This window comes from Rhodococcus sp. NPDC060086, assembly GCF_042730275.1.
GTDB lineage: Bacteria > Actinomycetota > Actinomycetes > Mycobacteriales > Mycobacteriaceae > Rhodococcus.
The window spans coordinates 90,990-110,384 of sequence record NZ_JBHWWZ010000001.1 but is presented as its reverse complement, the minus strand read 5'-3'; the positions used below and the strand labels follow the sequence as shown (position 1 = coordinate 110,384).

Annotated in this window: 19 protein-coding genes; 8 read left to right on the top strand and 11 right to left on the bottom strand. The window is 64.7% G+C overall.

Annotation, left to right across the window (positions count from 1 at the left end):
• The first annotated feature begins 5 nt into the window (after window positions 1–5).
• Entirely contained in the window at window positions 6–842 is an 837-nt protein-coding gene (locus tag ACFWB0_RS00530; RefSeq protein WP_378488459.1) for an SDR family oxidoreductase, read from the top strand.
• 110 nt (window positions 843–952) lie between these two features.
• Here the strand turns inward: ACFWB0_RS00530 and ACFWB0_RS00525 are convergent, their stop codons facing one another.
• A complete protein-coding gene (locus tag ACFWB0_RS00525) occupies window positions 953–1,609 on the bottom strand; it encodes a TetR/AcrR family transcriptional regulator (protein WP_378488458.1) in 657 nt (218 codons plus the stop codon).
• A gap of 150 nt (window positions 1,610–1,759) precedes the next feature.
• Between ACFWB0_RS00525 and ACFWB0_RS00520 the strand changes: the two genes are divergently transcribed.
• From ACFWB0_RS00520 to ACFWB0_RS00495, 6 genes are read left to right on the top strand one after another with little or no spacing between them, the layout of a single operon-like run.
• Window positions 1,760–3,043, top strand: a complete 1,284-nt coding sequence (locus ACFWB0_RS00520; RefSeq protein ID WP_378488676.1) for a hypothetical protein — start codon at window positions 1,760–1,762, stop codon at window positions 3,041–3,043.
• A gap of 6 nt (window positions 3,044–3,049) precedes the next feature.
• Window positions 3,050–4,459 (top strand): acyl-CoA reductase, encoded by a 1,410-nt coding sequence (locus tag ACFWB0_RS00515; RefSeq protein WP_378488457.1) that lies wholly within the window; start codon window positions 3,050–3,052, stop codon window positions 4,457–4,459.
• Complete coding sequence (locus tag ACFWB0_RS00510) at window positions 4,452–5,450, top strand: aldo/keto reductase (RefSeq protein WP_378488456.1); 999 nt, start codon at window positions 4,452–4,454, stop codon at window positions 5,448–5,450. Before ACFWB0_RS00515 ends, ACFWB0_RS00510 begins: the two co-directional genes overlap by 8 nt.
• A 25-nt stretch (window positions 5,451–5,475) precedes the next feature.
• Window positions 5,476–6,894: an aldehyde dehydrogenase family protein gene (locus ACFWB0_RS00505; RefSeq protein ID WP_378488455.1), complete on the top strand. Its 1,419-nt coding sequence runs from the start codon at window positions 5,476–5,478 to the stop codon at window positions 6,892–6,894.
• 45 nt (window positions 6,895–6,939) lie between these two features.
• On the top strand, window positions 6,940–7,404 hold the full coding sequence (locus ACFWB0_RS00500; RefSeq protein WP_378488454.1) for a carboxymuconolactone decarboxylase family protein: 465 nt from the start codon (window positions 6,940–6,942) through the stop codon (window positions 7,402–7,404).
• Window positions 7,401–8,354: an NAD(P)-dependent oxidoreductase gene (locus ACFWB0_RS00495; protein ID WP_378488453.1), complete on the top strand. Its 954-nt coding sequence runs from the start codon at window positions 7,401–7,403 to the stop codon at window positions 8,352–8,354. The genes ACFWB0_RS00500 and ACFWB0_RS00495 overlap by 4 nt, the downstream gene beginning before the upstream one ends.
• Before the next feature lie 48 nt (window positions 8,355–8,402).
• On the opposite strand, the gene ACFWB0_RS00490 is transcribed toward ACFWB0_RS00495, so the two are convergent.
• Complete coding sequence (locus ACFWB0_RS00490; RefSeq protein WP_378488452.1) at window positions 8,403–9,164, bottom strand: SDR family NAD(P)-dependent oxidoreductase; 762 nt, start codon at window positions 9,162–9,164, stop codon at window positions 8,403–8,405.
• A 108-nt stretch (window positions 9,165–9,272) separates the two neighbouring features.
• Between ACFWB0_RS00490 and ACFWB0_RS00485 the strand changes: the two genes are divergently transcribed.
• Window positions 9,273–10,832, top strand: a complete 1,560-nt coding sequence (locus ACFWB0_RS00485; RefSeq protein ID WP_378488451.1) for an acyl-CoA synthetase — start codon at window positions 9,273–9,275, stop codon at window positions 10,830–10,832.
• 9 nt (window positions 10,833–10,841) lie between these two features.
• Here the strand turns inward: ACFWB0_RS00485 and ACFWB0_RS00480 are convergent, their stop codons facing one another.
• The 9 genes from ACFWB0_RS00480 to ACFWB0_RS00440 form a co-directional block, all read right to left on the bottom strand.
• Window positions 10,842–11,636 (bottom strand): NAD(P)-dependent oxidoreductase, encoded by a 795-nt coding sequence (locus tag ACFWB0_RS00480; RefSeq protein ID WP_378488450.1) that lies wholly within the window; start codon window positions 11,634–11,636, stop codon window positions 10,842–10,844.
• Window positions 11,633–12,448 carry an NAD(P)-dependent oxidoreductase gene (locus ACFWB0_RS00475; protein ID WP_378488675.1) on the bottom strand — a complete coding sequence of 272 codons (816 nt, stop codon included), beginning with the start codon at window positions 12,446–12,448 and terminating at the stop codon, window positions 11,633–11,635. Before ACFWB0_RS00475 ends, ACFWB0_RS00480 begins: the two co-directional genes overlap by 4 nt.
• Window positions 12,448–13,386: an alpha/beta hydrolase gene (locus tag ACFWB0_RS00470; RefSeq protein ID WP_378488449.1), complete on the bottom strand. Its 939-nt coding sequence runs from the start codon at window positions 13,384–13,386 to the stop codon at window positions 12,448–12,450. Before ACFWB0_RS00470 ends, ACFWB0_RS00475 begins: the two co-directional genes overlap by 1 nt.
• Window positions 13,383–15,044, bottom strand: a complete 1,662-nt coding sequence (locus tag ACFWB0_RS00465) for an OB-fold domain-containing protein (protein ID WP_378488674.1) — start codon at window positions 15,042–15,044, stop codon at window positions 13,383–13,385. Before ACFWB0_RS00465 ends, ACFWB0_RS00470 begins: the two co-directional genes overlap by 4 nt.
• Window positions 15,045–15,187: 143 nt before the next feature.
• On the bottom strand, window positions 15,188–16,552 hold the full coding sequence (locus tag ACFWB0_RS00460; protein WP_378488448.1) for a cytochrome P450: 1,365 nt from the start codon (window positions 16,550–16,552) through the stop codon (window positions 15,188–15,190).
• A 17-nt stretch (window positions 16,553–16,569) separates the two neighbouring features.
• Window positions 16,570–16,761 (bottom strand): ferredoxin, encoded by a 192-nt coding sequence (locus ACFWB0_RS00455; protein ID WP_378488447.1) that lies wholly within the window; start codon window positions 16,759–16,761, stop codon window positions 16,570–16,572.
• 85 nt (window positions 16,762–16,846) lie between these two features.
• Window positions 16,847–17,707 (bottom strand): mycofactocin-coupled SDR family oxidoreductase, encoded by an 861-nt coding sequence (locus ACFWB0_RS00450; RefSeq protein WP_378488446.1) that lies wholly within the window; start codon window positions 17,705–17,707, stop codon window positions 16,847–16,849.
• 165 nt (window positions 17,708–17,872) lie between these two features.
• Window positions 17,873–18,577 (bottom strand): SDR family NAD(P)-dependent oxidoreductase, encoded by a 705-nt coding sequence (locus ACFWB0_RS00445; RefSeq protein WP_378488673.1) that lies wholly within the window; start codon window positions 18,575–18,577, stop codon window positions 17,873–17,875.
• Window positions 18,574–19,383 (bottom strand): TauD/TfdA dioxygenase family protein, encoded by an 810-nt coding sequence (locus ACFWB0_RS00440; RefSeq protein ID WP_378488445.1) that lies wholly within the window; start codon window positions 19,381–19,383, stop codon window positions 18,574–18,576. Before ACFWB0_RS00440 ends, ACFWB0_RS00445 begins: the two co-directional genes overlap by 4 nt.
• Window positions 19,384–19,395 lie beyond the last annotated feature (12 nt).

The following is a 19,395-nucleotide window of genomic DNA, read 5'->3' as shown; positions in this document are numbered from 1 at the left end:
AGAGAATGGGAAACGTCGGAATCGTGACCGGTGGAGGTCGCGGGATGGGGTTGTCGTGCGCGGAGCGGATGGTAGGCACCGTCGACACGCTGCTGCTCGTCGACATCGATGACACCTCCGCGAAAGAGGCCGCGGCGCAGTTGTCGTCGGACCGGACCGTGGTCGAGTCGTTCGTCGCCGATGTCGGTGACGCAGAAGCGCTCGGCCGGCTCGCGGACCGCGCGGCCGAACTCGGGACGCTGCGTTCCGTCGCTCACGCTGCCGGAATCTCTCCGACCATGGCCGACTGGCGCAGGATCGTGTCGGTAGACCTGGTCGGTACTGCACTGCTCGCGCATGCGCTTCGTCCGCTTGCGACCGCCGGTACGGCGATGGTCTATTTCGCCTCCATGGCGCCGCTGATCGGGCAGATGGATCCGAGCCCGGAACTGGGTGCGGTCCTGGACGATCCGCTCGATGAGCATTTCCTCGACAAGCTCCGCGAGATCGTGGGGGAATCGATCGAGCAACCGGGTATCGCATACTCGTGGGCGAAACACGGCGTGCAGCGATTCGCGCGTACAGAAGCCATCCGGCTCGGTGCCGCGGGAGCGCGTGCGAACTCCGTGTCGCCGGGGCTGATCGATACGCCGCAGGGCCGGCAGGAGGCGGCGAGCAATCCGCGTATCGCCGACATGCAGCGCGCGACACCGCTCGGGCGACTCGGGCAGGCCGACGAGCTCGCGAAGGTCGTGGCGTTCCTGCTGTCCGACGGTGCGAGCTTCGTCAACGGCATCGACATCCTCGTAGACGGCGGCGTCATGGCGGCGATCAACTCGCAACGCGAGAAGTCCGCGCCGTGACCGACCCCATGGGCGTGGGGGGTGCATCACGGTGGAACCGGCACGTCCATCCCGTTGGTTGACCTCGCACGGGCCGCTGAGGCCCGATCGCGGCGTTGTTGTAGGGCGCTCTACGGTCGCAGACTGCGCAGAAACAGGTCGACTGCGGCACGGATGTGCTCGTCGACATTGCCGCGGATGATCCCGAACGATGCGAGGCGCGCCGGAGCGCCTGCCGCCATGCCGAGAAACAGTTCGGCGAGGGTATCGGGGTCGTCGGCCACGATGGCACCGGTGGCGGCGTGCCGACGAAGGAGTTCGGCGACCTGCTTCGTACGCGGCCAATATCCGGAACCGAGTGCCTTGCGGGCGATATCGGGGTAGCGGGAGGCGTAGGCGACCGAGACCTGCTGGAGTTTGATCATCGACGGGTCGAGGGCGCGGCGGACCGCGGTGCCGGCGATCGCGGTCAGCGCCTTCTCCAGGTCGCCGAAATCCGGGAGCTCGGGCTCGGGCCATGGCCAGTCGCTGCGCGACATCGCCCACCCGAGTACCGACCGGAAGACGTCGTCCTTGGTGGGAAAGCGTGCGTACAGCGACGGTTTCGTCGTTCCCGCTGCCGCTGCGATGGCATTCATCGTCGTGCCCTCGTAGCCATTTTCGAGGAACAGTCGGAGTGCGGATTCACGAACGGCTGCATCGAGTTTGCCGGCTTCCTCCTTGGTCGGTCGGCCCCCTCGGCGCCGACCGGTGCTCGCGGCCTGCGGCAAATCGTTCACCGGTGTCATAGGTGACGAGTGTGCCAAACAAAATTGCCTCTGGACACAAATCTTTCCTCCTGAGTATGGTTATCCGTAATCACTAACTATACCTACAAGTCTAGTTATCTCGGATTTCCCGAAACTCAACGGCCGGAGGGCACAGTGACAGAAGTGACGATGCAGAAGGACGTCATCGGGACGCTGAATGCGTACTTCCAGGAACGGCGGGCGCAGGTCCCCGTTCTGACGCAGCGTGCGGACGATCAAGGCATCACCGAAATTACCTCGCGAGAAGACATCGTTCCCCTGCTCTTCCCTCACACCACCTACAAGAGCTACCCGGAAACACTTATCGCCAAGGGAAAGTGGCAACAGATGAACCGCTGGCTCGGTTCTCTGTCCACCCGTCGGCTCGACGACGTCGACGTCTCCGGTGTGACGGATGTGGACGGCTGGATTGCCGCACTGGAAAAGGCCGGCCACATGGTGTCCAGCTCGAGCGGAACCAGCGGAAAGGGCTCGTTCCTCAACAAGTCTGTGCGCGACCTCGAGGTCAACCAACAGAATCTGCTCGACTGCTTCACATCACTGGGGATAGCGCCCGAAGGCGCATGGCACGTCATCCCGGTCGGGCCCGACACAGGTCAGACCCAGCACAACGCAGTTCGCGATCTGATGATCGATTCGTTCTCCCGTCCCGATGCGCTCCCGCTGTTCGACGCGCCCCCGGCGGAGGGCTTCCATCGCTACATGACGAAGCTGTCGGCGATGCGGCGAGCGATGGCCGATGGCACTGCCGCCCCCGACGACATCGCGTCCTTCGAAGCGGAGGCGGCAGACCGAGCTGCGCTCCAGGATCGGCGACTGAACCATTACGCCGATGAGATCCTCGCCCGCCGCGACGAGAACATCCTGTTCACCTCCCAATTCCCGCAGCTGTACCGCCTCGTCGAGATTCTCCGCGAGCGGGGTGTCAAGGACGGCGACATCACCGGTGCCAACGGACTCACCAGCGGTGGCGGATTGAAGGGCACCAACCTGCCCGACGACTACCAGGAACAGATCTACCGGATGCTCAACATCGTTCCGGAGCGCTTCCTGCACTACTACTCCATGCAGGAACTCAACAACCGGATGTTCAAGTGCCCGGAAGAGGGTCGCTACCACGTGCCGGAGGAAATCGTCCTTCTCGTTCTGAACAAGGACGGCGACGCGCTCGCCGAGGCATCAGGCGACCTGGTCGAAGGCCGAGCCGCATTCGTCGACACCACCGTCGACGGCCGCTGGGGCGGCACCATCTCGGGCGACAAGATCACGGTCGATCAGGGCCGCTGCCCGTGCGGGCGCGACGGCGAGACCGTCCTGCCGAACATCGTGCGCTACTCCGACCTCGGAGACGACGACAAGATCACCTGTGCCGGAACCATGGACGCCTATGTCCGCGGAATCGTAGGGGAGTAGAGCACCATGACCGCAACTGCACCTTCACCCGCACGCACCAAGATCCAGGTACCGCATTTCGTGCGCGGAAAGCTGGTCTGGGGCGAGGACAACGAGTACCTCTCCCGCGACTTCGGAGTCCCGTTCGTGACTCCCAAGATCGAATACAACGAATTGTTCGTTCCGCGCACGGAGCCCGGGCCGGCGTTCGACGTGCCCGTCTCGGAGATCATCGACTTCCTCGTGGAGACCGCCGGGCAACTCTCCCTGGAGAAGAACCCCTATCTTCAGGAATCGCTGGAGATGACGCTGCAGGTCAGCGCACTGCCCAGGCGGATCATCGAGAACACCTTCCGGCGACCGGGCCAGTTCCTGACGAAGAAGGCCCTCGAATACCGGCTCGAGCGCACCTTCGGAAGCATCGACGTCCTCGACGGATGGGTCGAGAACACCGACCCCAACGGCAGCGTCAGCAAAATCCGTGCATTCCCGCCGCGACTCGTCCACATGCTTGCCGGGAACTCACCGAGCGCGGCCATGACATCGATCGCCGACGCGGCTCTTCTCAAGGCCGTCAACGTGTTCAAGATGCCGTCGGCAGACCCGTTCACCACCGTTGCCGTGCTCCGGACGATGGCCGATATCGCACCCGATCACCCCGTTCTGAAGTCGATCTCTGCTGTCTACTGGCGCGGCGGTGACGAGTCGGTCGAAGGCGTGCTCTACCGCTCGCAGTACTTCGACAAACTCGTGGCGTGGGGCGGCGGTGCCGCGATCGAGAACGCGGCGAAGTACGCGGGGCCGGGCTTCGGTCTGATCTCATTCGACCCGAAGGTCTCGATGGCGATCGTCGGTCGCGAGGCGTTCGAATCGGAAGAGACGCTGCGGGAGGTCGCCGAGCTCGCGGCTGCGGACGCCACGATCTTCAACCAGGATGCGTGCCTCGCAGCGCGTCACATCTGCGTCGAGGGCGACGTCGAACAGGTCGACCGCTTCTGCGCGCTGCTGCACGAGCGCCTCGGTGTGGACCGTGATTTCGCGTCTGCACTAGGCCCGAAGCCCGACTCCGAAATCCGCGAAGCGGTCGAAGGAATGCGCTACCTGGAGCCGGACTACCGGGTATGGGGCAAGTTCGACGGCTCCGGACTCGTCGTCCGTTCGCCGGAGATGGTCGACTTCCACCCCAACTTCAAGACCGTGAACGTCATTCCGATCGCGCAACTGCGTGACGCTGCGTCCTACGCGACGGTGGCCACGCAGACGGTCGGCGTCTACCCGGCGCACCGCAAGGCCGAGATCCGCGATCACCTCGCGACCGCGGGTGTGCAGCGGCTCGTCAAGCTCGGTGGTGCACTTCGCGGCAGCATGGGCAGCCCGCACGACGGCATGTACCCGTTGCACCGCATGGTGAACTGGGTGGTGGACGACGATGCCTGAAAATGCAATTCCGATGAGAGTGCTCGGCCGCTCCGGTATCCGGGTCAGCGACCTGTGCCTCGGCACGATGACCTTCGGCACCGAATGGGGTTTCGGCACCGACGAATCGACCAGCCGGAAGATCTACGAGACGTACCGGGAAGCCGGCGGTAACTACCTCGACACCGCGAACAACTACACGAACGGTTCGAGCGAGGAAATCCTCGGACGACTCGTGGCACCGGAGCGCGACTCGGTCGTCGTGAGCACCAAGTATTCTTTCCCCACCGACCCCGCCGATCCCAACACGGGCGGAAACCACCGGAAGAGCCTGCGCCGCAGCGTCGAGACGAGCCTTCGCAGGCTCGGCACCGACTACATCGATCTGCTGTGGGTCCATGCGTGGGATCAGTGCACACCGGTGGACGAGACCCTGCGCGCTCTCGACGACCTGGTGCGGTCGGGCAAGGTGCTCGCGATCGGGGTGTCGAACACTCCGGCCTGGGTTGTATCGCAGTCCGTCGCCATCGCCGAACTGCGCGGATGGAACTCGTTCTGCACGATGCAGGTGGAATATGCGCTCACCGCACGCACTGCAGAACGCGACCTCCTGCCGATGGCACGAGCGCTGGGTATCGAGGTCTCCGCATGGAGTCCGCTCGGGCGCGGCACCCTGGCCCGCACCATGTCCGACGAGGACTTCGCGAAGCTCCCCGTCCCCGTGCAGCGGGTCCTGACCACCACGCGTGAGGTTGCAGGCGAGCTCGGTGTCTCACCCGCGCGGGTCGCGCTCGCATGGGTACGCACGCAAGGGCTTATGCTGTCGATCGGTGCACGCACTGTCGACCAGATCAACGACAATCTGGCGGCACTGGATGTAGAACTCGACGACTCGCACCTGGCGCGACTCGATGAGGCATCGAAGATCCGCCTCGGCTATCCGCACGAATTCCTGTACGAGCGCCGGGCGATGTTCACACCGGATGCTCTTCGGGCCCGAGCCCGTCGGTAGTTCGCGACTGAGGAAGGCAAACACGATGGAGACCCTCGAACACTGGATCGACGGAGCTGCCGCAGCGCCCCACGGCGGTGGCTACCTCCCGGTGACCGATCCCGCGACCGGTCGCACCGTGCGACAGATCGCGGACGGCGACAGCGACGACATCGACACCGCGGTCGCCGCTGCGTCGAGGGCGACATCGGAGTGGTTGAAGATCCCGGCCCTGGCACGTGGGCGCCTCATCACCGACCTCGGCCGGGCAATTCGTGCGAACAAGTCCGAATTGGCCGAGCTCGAGGTGAGTGAGACCGGTAAGCCACTTGCCGTCGCGTCGGGTGAAATCGAGAACTCTGCCGTGTATTTCGAGTTCTACGGTGGACTTGTCGGGATGCCAGTCGGGGAGACCCTCGACGTGGCACCCGACCAGCATGTGTTCACCAAGCGCGAGCCGTACGGTGTCATCGGCGTCATCACGCCGTGGAATGTGCCGCTCAATCAGGCGTCGCGGGCCTGTGCGCCCGCACTCGCCGCAGGTAACACGGTGGTACTGAAGCCGTCCGAGAACACCTCGGCGACCAGTGTGCGGCTTGCGCAACTCGCCACGGAGGTCGGGATTCCCGACGGCGTGGTCAACATCGTGCTCGGAAACGGACGCGAAGCGGGTGCTGCGCTCGCACAGCACCCGGCGGTCGCGAAGGTCGCGTTCACGGGCTCGGTGCCGACGGGCCGCGCTGTCGCGGGGATTGCGGCAGAACGGATCATTCCGGTGACCCTCGAACTCGGCGGAAAGTCGGCGAACATCATCTTCGCCGACGCGGATCTCGATACCGCCGTTGCCGGAGCACTGGCGGCGTTCACCGGCAACGCGGGGCAGGTATGTTCCGCCGGTACCCGTCTGCTCGTGCAACGCGAGGTCCACGACGAGGTCGTACGCCGATTGGTCGACGCTGTCGCTGCGATCCGGGTGGGACGCGACATGGGTCCGATCATCACTCGCGAACAGTTCGGGCGCGTCCAGGAATACTTCAAGGTTGCCGAATCGGAGGGTGCTCGTGCCGAGATCGGCGGCACTGTCTCGGCGTTGGCGGAGGAGACCGGCGGCTTCTACATCGACCCCACCGTGTACACCGGGGTGGACAACTCGATGCGCATTGCGCGCGAAGAGATCTTCGGTCCGATCGTCGTGGTGATCCCGTTCGACACCGACGACGACGCGGTCACGATCGCCGACGACTCGGAGTACGGTTTGATCGCCGGTGTGTGGACCAGGGATGTGTCCCGGGCGCTCGCTGTCAGCGACCGCTTGCGCACCGGCCAGGTTTTCGTCAACACGTGGTCGACGGCATCGGTTCAGACCCCGTTCGGTGGATGGAAGAACAGTGGCTATGGACGCGAGAAGGGCGTCGAAGCGCTGCACCACTACGGACAGGTCAAATGCGTCACCGTCAAGCTCTGACCAACGCACGCGGGTGCTGACACTCATTCTCGGAAGGAACGTTTCATGACCCAGGACTCAGTGACGACTCAGAAAGCAGGGGTGAGCGGAGTGTCCGTCGACGACGCGCACCGCGCCCTCTTCGACGCCGGACTCGCGGTCCGCAGGGACGTGCTCGGCGATGCGTACGTCGATGCCGCCCTCGAACGCAACGCAGGATCGGACGGAGAGTCGCTGCAGGAGTACGTCAGCGAATTCGTCTGGGGCGGTGTGTGGACGCGCGACGGGCTCGAACGCCGCGACCGCTCGCTCGCGACGATCAGCATTCTCATCGGGCTGGGACAGCACCAGGAACTGGCGACGCACATTCGCGCGGGGCTCGGCAACGGTCTCACCCGCAAGGAGATCACCGAGACGGTCGTCCACGCGACCGCCTATGTGGGTTGCCCCGCAGGTATTTCGGCGATGCGGGTGGTTCAGGAAGTGCTCGTGACCGAACTCGGCCCGCTCACCGCGGAGGGCAACGCATGACCGCCGGCCCGGAAACCGCAACGATCAAGATCGTGCCGTTGCCCGGCAAGACCGTCGGCCACATCGGACTCGGTGCGATGGGGCGGCCCATTGCCCAGAATTTCGTGGCCAGCGGTCAGTCCACGGTGGTGTTCGACGCCGATCCGGCGTCCCAGGAACGGTTCCTCGCCGGCCACACCGGTATCCGGGGCGCAACAGGTCCGGCCGACTTCGCGGACTGCGACGTCGTGGTCCTGGTGCTCCCGACGAGCGACATCGTCGACAGCGTCGTCCTCTCGGACGACGGCCTGCTGAAGCACCTTCGGCCCGGTAGCACGATCATCGACATGGGATCGAGTATCCCCACGCGCACACAGGCACTCGCCGCAGCGGCGGCAGAGAAGGGCATCGCGGTCGTCGACGCTCCGGTCAGTGGAGGTGTCGCGCGTGCCCGGCAGGCCGCGCTTGCCGTGATGGTCGGCGGAGAAGCGGCTGCGGTCGATTCGGTGGTTCCTCTGCTGAATGCGACGGGCAGCGACGTCATCCACGTCGGTCCGGTCGGATCCGGTCACGCGGCGAAGGCCCTCAACAATCTGATGGCCGCGAACAACGTGCTCATCGCGGCGGAAGCGCTTCTCGTCGGCCGCAAGTTCGGGATCGATCCCGCCACGTTGCTCGGCGTGCTCAACGCGAGCAGCGGACGAAATCAGGCGACCGAGACGAAGTTCGAGAAGTTCGTGTTGTCGAGATCGTTCGACTCCGGGTTCGCTGCGCGCCTGATGCGCAAGGACATCGGAATCGCACTCGACCTCGCGCACGATCAGGAGATCTCACCGCTCCTCGGGGAGGCAGTGGGACGGTTGTGGAACGCGGCGGTCGACGAACTCGATCCGGCCGCAGACCAGACGGATGTGGTGCGGTACCTGGAGGAACTCCACCACGTGTCGCTGGGAGATCCGGCCGATCACTGAGAAACAAAGCCTCGCTCCTCAGGGAGCGAGGCTTTTCTCATCGGTAGGTCAGCGCAGAACGGTTCCGCCGTCCACGTTGACCACCTGACCGGTGATCCACGATCCTTCGTCCGACATCAGGTATGCCACCATGCTCGACACGTCGCGCGGTTCGCCGTGGCGCGTGGTCCGGTTACGCGCCATTCCCCGCTCGAGGATCTCGGCGGGCGCACCGTCGCGGATCTCGGGTGTCACGATCAGACCGGGCGTGATCGCGTTGGCACGGATACCTTCTTTGCCCCACCGTGACGCCACGTGTCGGGCGAGGGCGTTGATGCCGGCCTTGGTGGCGGAATAGGCGGGGCGGGCTGCCTCTCCCGTGAACGACGCGATCGACGACGTGTAGACGACCGCTCCGCCGCCACGCTCGAGCAGTTTCGGAACGGTGTGTCGGGTGACCAGCATGTGGCCGCGCAGGTTCACCGCCACGGTGCGATCCCAGACATCGAGGTCGATGTCGACGACGTCGCTGTCCTTGCTGACCGATCCCATATCGCCCGCATTGATATGTACGGCATCGAGTCCGCCGTATGCGTCGATGGTCGCCGCGACGAGAGCCTGTACGGATGCGTCGTCGGAGATGTCGACGTGGACGGCAATCGCGGTGCCGCCGTTCTCGGTGATCGTCTCCGCGGTGTGCCCGGCGCCCTGCAGATCGATGTCGCCGACGACGACCTTCGCTCCCTCACGGGCCAGACGCGCGGCAGAATCGGCTCCCAGACCTGTCGCAGCTCCGGCGACCAGGATGACCTTGTCCTTCAAACCTTCCACAGCTGCCCCTACGAGAATTGTGCTTCTGAAATACGGAATGACGTTCTACAGTTGAGGGTATCCGACCTGACCGATACCGTCGAACTGCCACTGTGAGAGCGAGAACCTGTGACGGAGACCGATATTCGACTGACTCCGACCGTGCATGCCCTCGAGCGTCCGGATGCGCCTGCGATCGTGATGGGCGCACACGGCGAGACGGTGACCTACGCGCAACTCGAGGAACGGTCGGTGCGGTTCGCCCGTGCACTCCGAGCCCGCGGGCTCGAGCCCGGAGACCATATTGCGATCCTCATGGAGAACAACCGCCCCTTCCTCGAAATCTGCTGGGCCGCTCAGCGGTCCGGCCTGTACTACACCGCGATCAACCGGCATTTCAAGACCGGCGAGGTACAGCACGTACTCGACGACTGCGGCGCCACCGCCCTGATCACCAGCGACACGGTGCGCAACACCGTCGAACAACTCGACCTCACCGAGATCTCTGTTCGGGTGTGCGTCTCCGGGGACATGCCGAGCTTCGAACGCTACGACGAAGTGCTCGCCGACGAGACCGTCGAGCCGATCGACGAATCCGAGGGACGCGAGATGCTCTACTCGGGCGGCACCACCGGATTCCCGAAGGGTGTGCGTAAGCCGCTTCCCCGAACCGCGTTCGGCGACCCGTCGTCGCCTCCCGTGCAGATCGCCAAGGGGCTGGTCATGGGCGGTCCACAATCGGACGTGGTCTATCTGTCACCGGCACCGCTGTATCACGCGTCGCCGCTGGTGTTCTCGATGTCGTGGCACCGGCTCGGCGGCACCGTCGTGGTGATGGAGAGCTTCGATCCTCAGCGGTGTCTCGAGCTCATCGAGACACATCGGGTCACCCACGCCCAATTCGTTCCGACGATGTTCGTCCGCATGCTCAAACTTCCCGAGTCCGAGCGCTCCCGGTACGACATCTCGAGCCTCCGCTCGGTCGTCCACGCCTCGGCGCCGTGCCCGATACCGGTGAAACGGCAGATGCTCGAATGGTGGGGCCCGATCATCGACGAATACTATTCGGGAACAGAAGATGTCGGGACCTCGGTGATCACAGCCGCGGAGTGGCTGGAGCATCCCGGATCCGTCGGTCGGCCCATGCAGGAATGTCACATCGTCGGCGAGGCCGGCGAAGAGCTTCCCGACGGTGAGATCGGGTCGATCTACTTCGCCGGAGGCCGCCCGTTCGAGTACCACAACGATCCGGAGAAGACGGCGTCCGTCACGAACGACAAGGGGTGGCGAACCCTCGGCGACATGGGATACCGCGACGAGGACGGATATCTCTACCTCACCGACCGGGTCGCATTCATGATCATTTCGGGCGGTGTGAACATCTACCCGCAGGAGACCGAGAACCTGCTCGTCACACATCCCGCCGTAGCGGACGCCGCGGTGATCGGGGTGCCCGACGACGAGATGGGCGAATCCGTCAAGGCCGTGATCCAGCTACTGGACCCGTCGGCGGCGGGCGCGCACCTGGCAGCCGAACTCATCTCCTTCTGCCGCGCCGAACTCGCGTCCTACAAGTGCCCCCGCAGCATCGACTTCGTCGACGAACTCCCACGCGACCCCAATGGAAAGCTGTACAAGCGCCGAGTGCGCGACGAATACTGGGCCGGTCACGACACCCGGGTCATCTGAACGTATCGGTCAGGTTCGTGCGCTGATCGCGGTGTCCAGGACACCGAGATCGGCGCCGAGTTCTGCAACCGTGTTGCGCACCACCGAGACATCCTTCGAGATGAACTCACCGACCGAGCTGCGGAACGCCTCGACGGAGCCACGCATCGCGACATTTCCCATCACCTTGCACGACCCACTCCCGTGGGGGAGAGCGGAAAACAGGGCATCCGGCGCGACACCGAGTTGCTGCCCGAGCGCCTCTGCCTCGGCCAGCAGCCCGATCTGGGCAGCGAACAACGCGTTGTTCACGAGCTTGACGCGCAGTCCGTTGCCGCTCGGTCCGACGTGCAGTACAGGGTCGCCGTAGGCATTCAGCACGGGAACGACGGCGGCGACGTCGGATTCGGGACCACCGACGAAGAGCGTCAGGTTGCCTGCCGCGATGTCGTGCGGACCGCCGCTCACCGCCGCATCGACAACCGCGATCCCCAGCGGTTCGGCCACCGCGACGAGATCGTCGATCGTCTTCGGGCTGATGGTCGTGTGGATCACGAGGGACGACCCCCGCGGCATCGCCTGCAGGAGCCCGTGATCGAGGCAGACCTCGCGGACCTGCGCGTCGGTGAAGACGCATACCGTCACGAGATCGACGTCGATACCCACCTCGGAGACATCGGAGACAGCGTGCGCGCCGGTGCTTTCGATTGCGGCGCGTGACTCGTCGGAGCGCCCGAGTACCCGAACTTCGTGCCCCGCACCGAGAAGGCGCTTCACCATGGGCATGCCCATGCGGCCCGCTCCGATGAATCCGATGCGGCTCATCGCTGGTACCCCATCATGTCGAGTGTGGCGTCTGCTGTGGTCAGAGAGACTCCTGCGGAGGCTCCTGCGCTCTCGGCGAGGCTCGCGACGAGAGTGACGTCCTTGCGCAGAAGCTCACCGGCATGACCTGCGATCCGCTCGAGGCCACCGGCGGAGACGACACGACCCAGCGCGAAGCTGTTCGCCGTACCGTGCGAGACGACCTCGCCGAGCTTGGCCGGGTCGACGCCGAGCGACTTGCCGAGCTCCAGCGTGCTCGCCGCGGTGGCCAGGTTGGCGGTGAAGAGCAGGTTGTTGAGCAGCTTCGCGACCTGGCCCGATCCCAGCTCACCGAGGTGGACAACGGGGTTTCCGTACGTCTCGAACACGGGCCGAGCCGCCTCGACGCTCTTGTCGTCTCCACCGAGCATGACGAGCAACGTTCCCGCGGCCGCGCCCATGCCGCCGCCGCTGACCGGCGCATCGATGATCGACACACCCTTCGCGCGGGCCACCTCCGCGAGTTCCTTGCAGGTGTCGGGATGGACGGTGCTGTGGATCGCGATGATGCCGCCGTCACGCATTCCTTCGAGGATGCCGTTCTCACCGGTGATCACCGCGCGGACGTCGTCGTCACTCACGACGCACAGGCATACGAGGTCGCTGGCCTCCGCGAGTGTCGCAGGGGTATCGGCATACTTCGCAGCGGTGTCGGAGTAGGGCTCCAACGACTCCTTCCGCCGAGCCCACAGCGTCACGTCGTAGCCTGCTTCGACGATGCGGCGCGCCATGGGGCCGCCTTGGCTACCGAGACCGATGAATCCGACGCGCATCATGTGTCCTTACCTTGGTGGCCTCGCCGAGCGAGGGAGTCGTCGATGAAGTTCATGACCGTCCGGTGGTACTCCGGCGCGGCGTTGCAGACGCTGAGGTTGTGGCCGCCTCCTGCGATCCGGGCCGTGACGACACGATGGGAGGCGGTGAACATCGCGGCGACATCGTCGAGTGCCTCCGGATCGCTGCGCCACACCCGTTCGTACTCGCCGGCGGTGTAGTGGACGGGGACACGCACCCGCTCTGCCAGCGGAGGGAAGGTCTCCGTGGGCCAGATCGCCGTGACATCGGCCTCGTAATCCGGTGTGCGAGAACCGATTGCCGCGCCGCCCATGATGTCGGCCGGATAGAGGTCCTCGTCGGGAGTCCAGATCAGCTCGCCCACGCCTTTCGCCTGAGCGTAGCGCTCACGCGTGCCGAGAATTCCCGCCGCGAGTGCATGGTGTTCGCGACCGGTACCGGAGATCGCGAGACCGAGCAGCTCGTGGCCGTGGTCGTCGGTGGCCATCCGTACCGTCAGTTCGCTGCCGACCGAATGTCCCCACAGGAACAGGCCGGTACTGCATGCGTTCGAGCCGAGAACAGCGTCCACTGCCGCGTAGGTGAGCTCGGCCCGACGCTGGGAATCGCGGAGCTCCTCGGCGAACGGCCTCGAGGCACCGTAGCCGGGACGGTCGAGAGCGAGCACCGTGTAGCCGCGCGAGGCAGCGGCACGCATCATCGACAGTTCAGGGTGGCCCGGGCAGTCCCAATAGGCGGAGAATGCAGCACCTCCGTGCAGTGCAACGATCACTGCGCGCGGGTCGGGGGCCTCGAGGAGGAGTCCCGAGATCGGGATGCCCTCGATATCGACGACGCGGGAGACGGGTGAGGAACTCCACGCGTCGCCGACACCGGCCTCCTCGATCGCTGAGGATTGTGGGGAAGTGGACGTCATGAGTCCATCCGCAGAAGCATCGCGCCGCCCGGGGAGAGCCCGCCGGTCGCGGCCACCGCGACACGTGCGCCTGCGACCTGTCGCGCACCGGCTTCTCCGCGCAACTGTGTCACGGCCTCGTGGATCAGACCCATGCCGTGTGTGCGGCCGTGGGACAGCTGGCCCCCGTGTGTGTTGAGGGGAAGGATCCCGTCGCGGGCAATGTTCTTGCCGCCGGCGAGGAAATCCTTCGCTTCACCGATACCGCAGAAGCCGAGCCCTTCGAGCCACGACAGACAGTTGAAGCTGAAGCCGTCGTAGAGTTCGGCCACATCGACATCCTCGGGCTTCATCGAGGTGCGCGACCACATGTGCGCCGACGGCCCGAGCGAATGCGGTTCATGGGTCAGCGTGCTCTGATCCCAGTCCATACGTTCCAGGATCTGTGTGCCGACGGCCTCGACGAGCACCGGAGGCTTCGGGAGGTCGCGTGCCGCATCGACGGCCGAGACGATCACGGCGATCGAACCGTCGCACGGAACATCGCAGTCGTAGAGCCCGAAAGGCGTGGTGATCGGACGGGCCGACATGTAGTCGTCCATCGTCATGGGATCGCGGTAGATCGCGGTCGGGTTCAACGCCGCATTGGCGCGCTGGTTGAGAGCGATCCAACCGAGCGTCTCGCGGTCGGTTCCGTAGCGATGAAAATGTCGCTGCGCGTTCTGCGCGAGGGTGTGGGCGGCAGAAGTGGCACCGAACGGCATGAACCAGTTCGGGGTGCGTCCGCCGGACGGGGGAGCGATCTCTCCACGCTTCATCAATTCGCTGTAGGTGGCTTCCCACAGGGTGCGGTAACAGAGCACGTGCCGTGCAGCGCCGCTGGCGACCGCGATCATCGCGGCGATCACCGATCCACCCGGGCCGAACGTCTCGATGCCGCCGTTGTGCCACGTCGGCCGCAAGCCCAGCGCAGCCTCGACCTGCGTGATGCCGCCCTCACCGAACCCCCCGACGTTTCCGCCGCCGGGATAGCTTGCGATGCCGTCGATGTCATCCATCGTCAGACCTGCATCGGCGACAGCACGTTCGCACGCCTCGATGGTCAGGTCGATGGGTGAACGCATCAGCCGGCGACCGATTTCGGACATGCCGACGCCGGTGAGCGCAACCTTGTCCTCGTACTTGTCCTGCGTGGCCGGGGGGCGCACATGGAACCGAAACTGATCGGGCTCGATCTCTTCGGCCGGCAGGGGAGAGAGTTCGCCCCGCTCCTGCGCGGGTCGGAAGAGCGGAAGCCACACGTCCGCGTCCTGCTGGAAGACGACTTCCATGCGCATGCCGAGTTCGAGCTCCTCGGGATCGCACTCGACGATGTTGGTGGTCAGTCGGACCCGAGGATCTTCCTCGATCGCAACCTGCGCAACGACATACTGCGCAGGCAGACCGGGCACAGAGAAACGGTGGTTGACCGTGAATCCCGCCAGGGTCGCAAAACCGGATACCTCGCGGACACCCATCCGGTGCTCCCGGCAGTACCGGCAGATCGGTTGCGGCGGATGAATGAGAGCCGAGCACGACTCGCATTCCTGAATCCGCAGCACACCGTCGGCCCCGGCCGTCCAGAAGAAGCGGTTCTGAGAGGTGAGTTGGGGTAGGGGGCGACCCGAGGCTTTCGCCACGGGTGTGTCTCCGGTCTGGTCGACCACCGCTGTCTCGGCCACGTGCGTCGAATTCCTTACTGTCCGTGCCGGGGACACCGCTGCGTATCAGGCAGCAGCGTCCCCGGATGAAATCGGTTGCTGTCGGCTCAGTTGCTGCCGGATCAGTTGCCGAGGTCCGCCGAATCCTTCTTGCGGGTGATCGGATCTGCGAGACGCTGCTCGTCGCAGATCTTCTGGAGCTTCTTCAGTGTGTCTTCGAGATTGTCGCCGAGACGCGGCCCGGGGGTGAACGTCGCGGGCAGGTGCCGCATGCCCTGGATCACGCCGATGGTGTCGTAATGCACTGTTCCCTCGACGTCGACGGTGTAGTCCGGCATGCGATCGAGAACGGCGAGCACCATCCGCTTGAACACCATGCGCGCCATGTTGGAGCCGACACACCGGTGGATTCCGAGCCCGAAGCTGAAGTGACGGTTGCCTCGTCGCTCGAGATCGATGTTGTTCGGATCGTCGAACAGCTCGGGGTCGCGGTTGGCCATGGCCCACGACAACCACAGCCGGTCGCCTTCCTTGAACTCGGTACCGTCGAGTTCGTAGTCGGCGGCGAAGGTACGGCCATCGCCAGGCGCCGGCGTGAAGTAGCGCAGGAACTCCTCGGTGGCGGGATTGAGGAGCGTGTCGCGCTCCTCGCTCAGACGGGTCCGCTCCTCGGGGTTGAGGCCCAGCCATTCGAGTGAATGGGCGGTGAGCGCGGTCGTCGTGTCGAATCCGCCGCCGATCAGGAGACTGAGGATGCCCAGCAGCTCCATGTCGTCGGGCTTCTCGCCGAGGACCTCGACGTTGGCAATCGCGTTGATCAAGCCCGGGCGAGGATTCTCCCGGATCTCGAACAGGCTCGTGAGGAGGTCGAGCCCCATGGTGCGGTGCATCTCGTTGATACGCGGGATGTCCGGAGAGTCCGGCGGGGTGTAGACCGCAGCGTGCACGGGCTCGTTGTAGATAACCCATTTTTCGATGGGGATCCCCATCATGGCCAGAGTCAGGACAGCCGGCACGATGTTCGCGAGCTCGTCGACGAAATCGATCTTGCCGCTCTCGATCTTCTCGTCGATGGTCGCTCGGACCACTTCGTCGACGAAGGGAATCCACCGCTCGACAGCTGCGGGGGAGAGGTACGGGTTGAGCAGACCCCGGAACTCGTGGTGCTCGGGATCGTCCATTTCGAGGATGCCACCGCGGACACCGGACGCGCGTTCCATGGACGGAATCGCGATTCCCTTGTAGCCCTTGCGCTTGTTGTGGAGGTCGTGGTCGGTGGATACGTCAGCAGAGCGGGCAAGGTCGAAGACCTGGCTGCTACCCGCAGCGACCCAGTGGCCGCCGTGGGTGTCGGACCACGCCATCGGGCACTTCGATTGCATTTCCTCGGTGACATCGAGAAAACGGTCCCGGTAGTCCGCTGCGTGCCGGTCGAAGTCGAATTTGGGAGTCTTGCGGGCTGCGTCGGCAACTGGGTCGACACTCATGACTGTCCTCTCGGGAATCAGAGAATTGTGATCGCTTGCTCTGGACACGAACGCACGGCCTCGTGGACGTTCTCCTCGAGGGCTTCGGGGATTTCTGTGTCGATGGCCGTGGCGTGGCCGTCGATCTCGCTCAGTTCGAAGACATCCGGTGCTGCCATGGCGCACAACGTGTGTCCCTGGCAGCGGTCCGGGTCGACTCGCACCTTCATCGCGTTCCTCCCGTTCGAATGGATATTGTTGGTGGGCTGTACATTTCGGGGAGTCAGGCCCCGGCCCGAAGGCCGGGACCGCTGATCAGATGTGGTAGTCGTACCACTTGAGGTAACCGCCGCCGTCCACACGCATCTGCATGCCGGTGACGTAGCGGGATTCGTCGGAGGCGAGGAAGAGCACCATGTTGCTGCTGTCCTCGGGTTCGATGTACGGAATCCGCATGGCCTGCTGCACGCTGAAGACCGGCTCTGCATCCGCGCGGGTCGGGTGCTCGAGATCCGGACGGAACGACCGGTACATCGGCTCGCTCTGCAGCATGTCGGTGTTGCAGTTGGTGGGGTGCAGTACGTTCGCGCGGACACCGGCAGGAGCGAGGTGTGTCGCCAGGTCATGGATGAACTGGGACAGAGCGCGCTTCGAGAACACGTACGCGGCGCCGCCGAGGTCCTTGCCCGGCTGGTCCACCTTCGACACATCCATGAGTGCGGCGGTCGAGCCGGTGGCGATGATCGATGCGCCTTCACCGAGGTGCGGCAGTGCGGCCTGCACGGCGTTGATGGTGCCGACAAGGTTGGTGTCGACCACATCGGCCCAGGCCTGTCGCTGCGGCTCACCCTTCATGCCGGCCACACCGGCCTGTGCGACGACGATGTCGATCTTGCCGAGCTCGTCGATGCCCTGCTGGACCGCTGCGCGCATCTGCGCGGCGTCGCGGACGTCGGCCTTGACCGTCACGATGCGACGGCCTTCCTTCTCGACCAGACGAGCCGTCTCGTCGAGATCTTCCTGGCTGGCCATCGGGTAGCCGATGGTCGAGAAGTCCTCGCACCGATCGACCGCGATGATGTCGGCGCCCTCGGAAGCGAGCTTGACAGCGTGGCTGCGGCCCTGTCCCCTCGCCGCGCCGGTGATGAATGCGACCTTGCCTTCTACGCGTCCCACTGTTCGTCCTTTCGATCGAGTGTGTGGTTGTCACAGGCCCGATGATGGGCCGGCAGTGTTCACGTACTGCGGTTCACGTACTGCGGTTCACGTACTGCGGTTCACGTACTGCGGTTTACGTATTGCTTTTACGTATTGCTTTTACGCACTGCGGTTTACGAACTGCTATGTGTTTCGGCCACCGTTGACTCCGAGGATCTGTCCGGTGATGTAGCCGGCTTCTTCCGAGATGAGGAACGCACACGCGGCAGCGATGTCTTCGGGGCGGCCGGCACGACGGACCGGTGTGCGCTGGATGTGGTCTTCGATGGTGCCGCCGAGCAGGCCCTTGCTCTCGGAGCGGCGAAGCATGGGAGTGTCCACGAATCCGGGCGGCACCGCGTTGACGGTGATGCCGTCCGGTCCGTACTCGAGCGCGAGCGACTTCGTGAGCCCGTTGACGGCGGCCTTGGCCGAAACGTACGCGGACATGAACTGCTGGCCCGACTGCGCGCTCGACGAGGAGATGTTCACGATGCGGCCCCAGCCGGCGTCGATCATGTCGGGAAGCGCGGATTGGACGCAGTGGAACACGCCGCCGAGGTTGACGTCGACGACCTTCTGCCAGGTGGCGTAGTCGATGTTCTTGAATCGTTTGTACAGTTCGAGGCCGGCGCCGTTGACGAGGATCGTCACGGGTCCGAGCTCTTCGCGGACCTGCGCGAAGGCCGCCCCGACCTGCTCCGGATCGGAGACGTCGACCTTGTATTCGAGTTCACCGCCGGAGGGATTTAGATCGAAGACGGCGACCTGGTGGCCGTCCTTACGAAGACGTTCGGCGATGGCCTTGCCGATACCTGAGCTTCCGCCGGTGACGACGGCTGTTTTCACGCCCATGCTTCGTCACCCACGATCGTGGTGCGGCGCATGAGGCGCTCCGACGACGGGTCGTACGGGAGCGCACGGTGCAGCATGCCCGTGTTGTCCCAGACGACGAGGTCTCCGACCGACCACTCGTGCGAGTAGACGAAGCGCTCCTGTGTGGTCCACGTGAGGAGTTCGTCGAGGAGTTCGCGACTCGCGTCGGGGCTCATGCCCACTATGCGATCGGCCGTTGCGCCGATCACGAGCGATCGGCGGCCGTCGCGGCGATCCCACACGAGCGAGGACTCGTGCTCGGGAAGCCGGCGCCACCCTGCAACCTGCTCTTCGGTGGGGTCGGGGTACACCAGGCGCTGCGCGGCTTCGAAGCTGTGGATGACCCGCAGGCCTTCGTAGCGCTTCTTCTCATGCTCGGGAAGGTTCTCGTACGCGGCATAGGTATTGGCGAATTCGGTGCCGCCGCCGACCATCGCGACGTGGCGCGCTGACAGTGTGGTCGCCTTGGCCGGGACGTCGTTGGTGGTGTCGTCGATGTGCCAGCAGAAGGTGCCCTTGAGGTACTCGGCCGTGGGTGTCTTCGCGGGATCGAGTGAGACAGTGAAGATTTCCTGCCCCGGCGCCGGCTGTACCAACTTCCCCAGGCGGCGGCTGAAGGCCAGCTGGCCCTCGTCGTCGAGGTTGAGGCCGCGGATGAGCAACACCCCTCGCCACTTGAGTGCTTCGAGCAGTCGCGCCACCACTGAGTCGTCGTCGAGGTTGTCGAGGCCGGTGATTTCTACCCCGAGTGACGGACTGAGTGCTGTTGTCTCAATCACAAGAATCTCCCT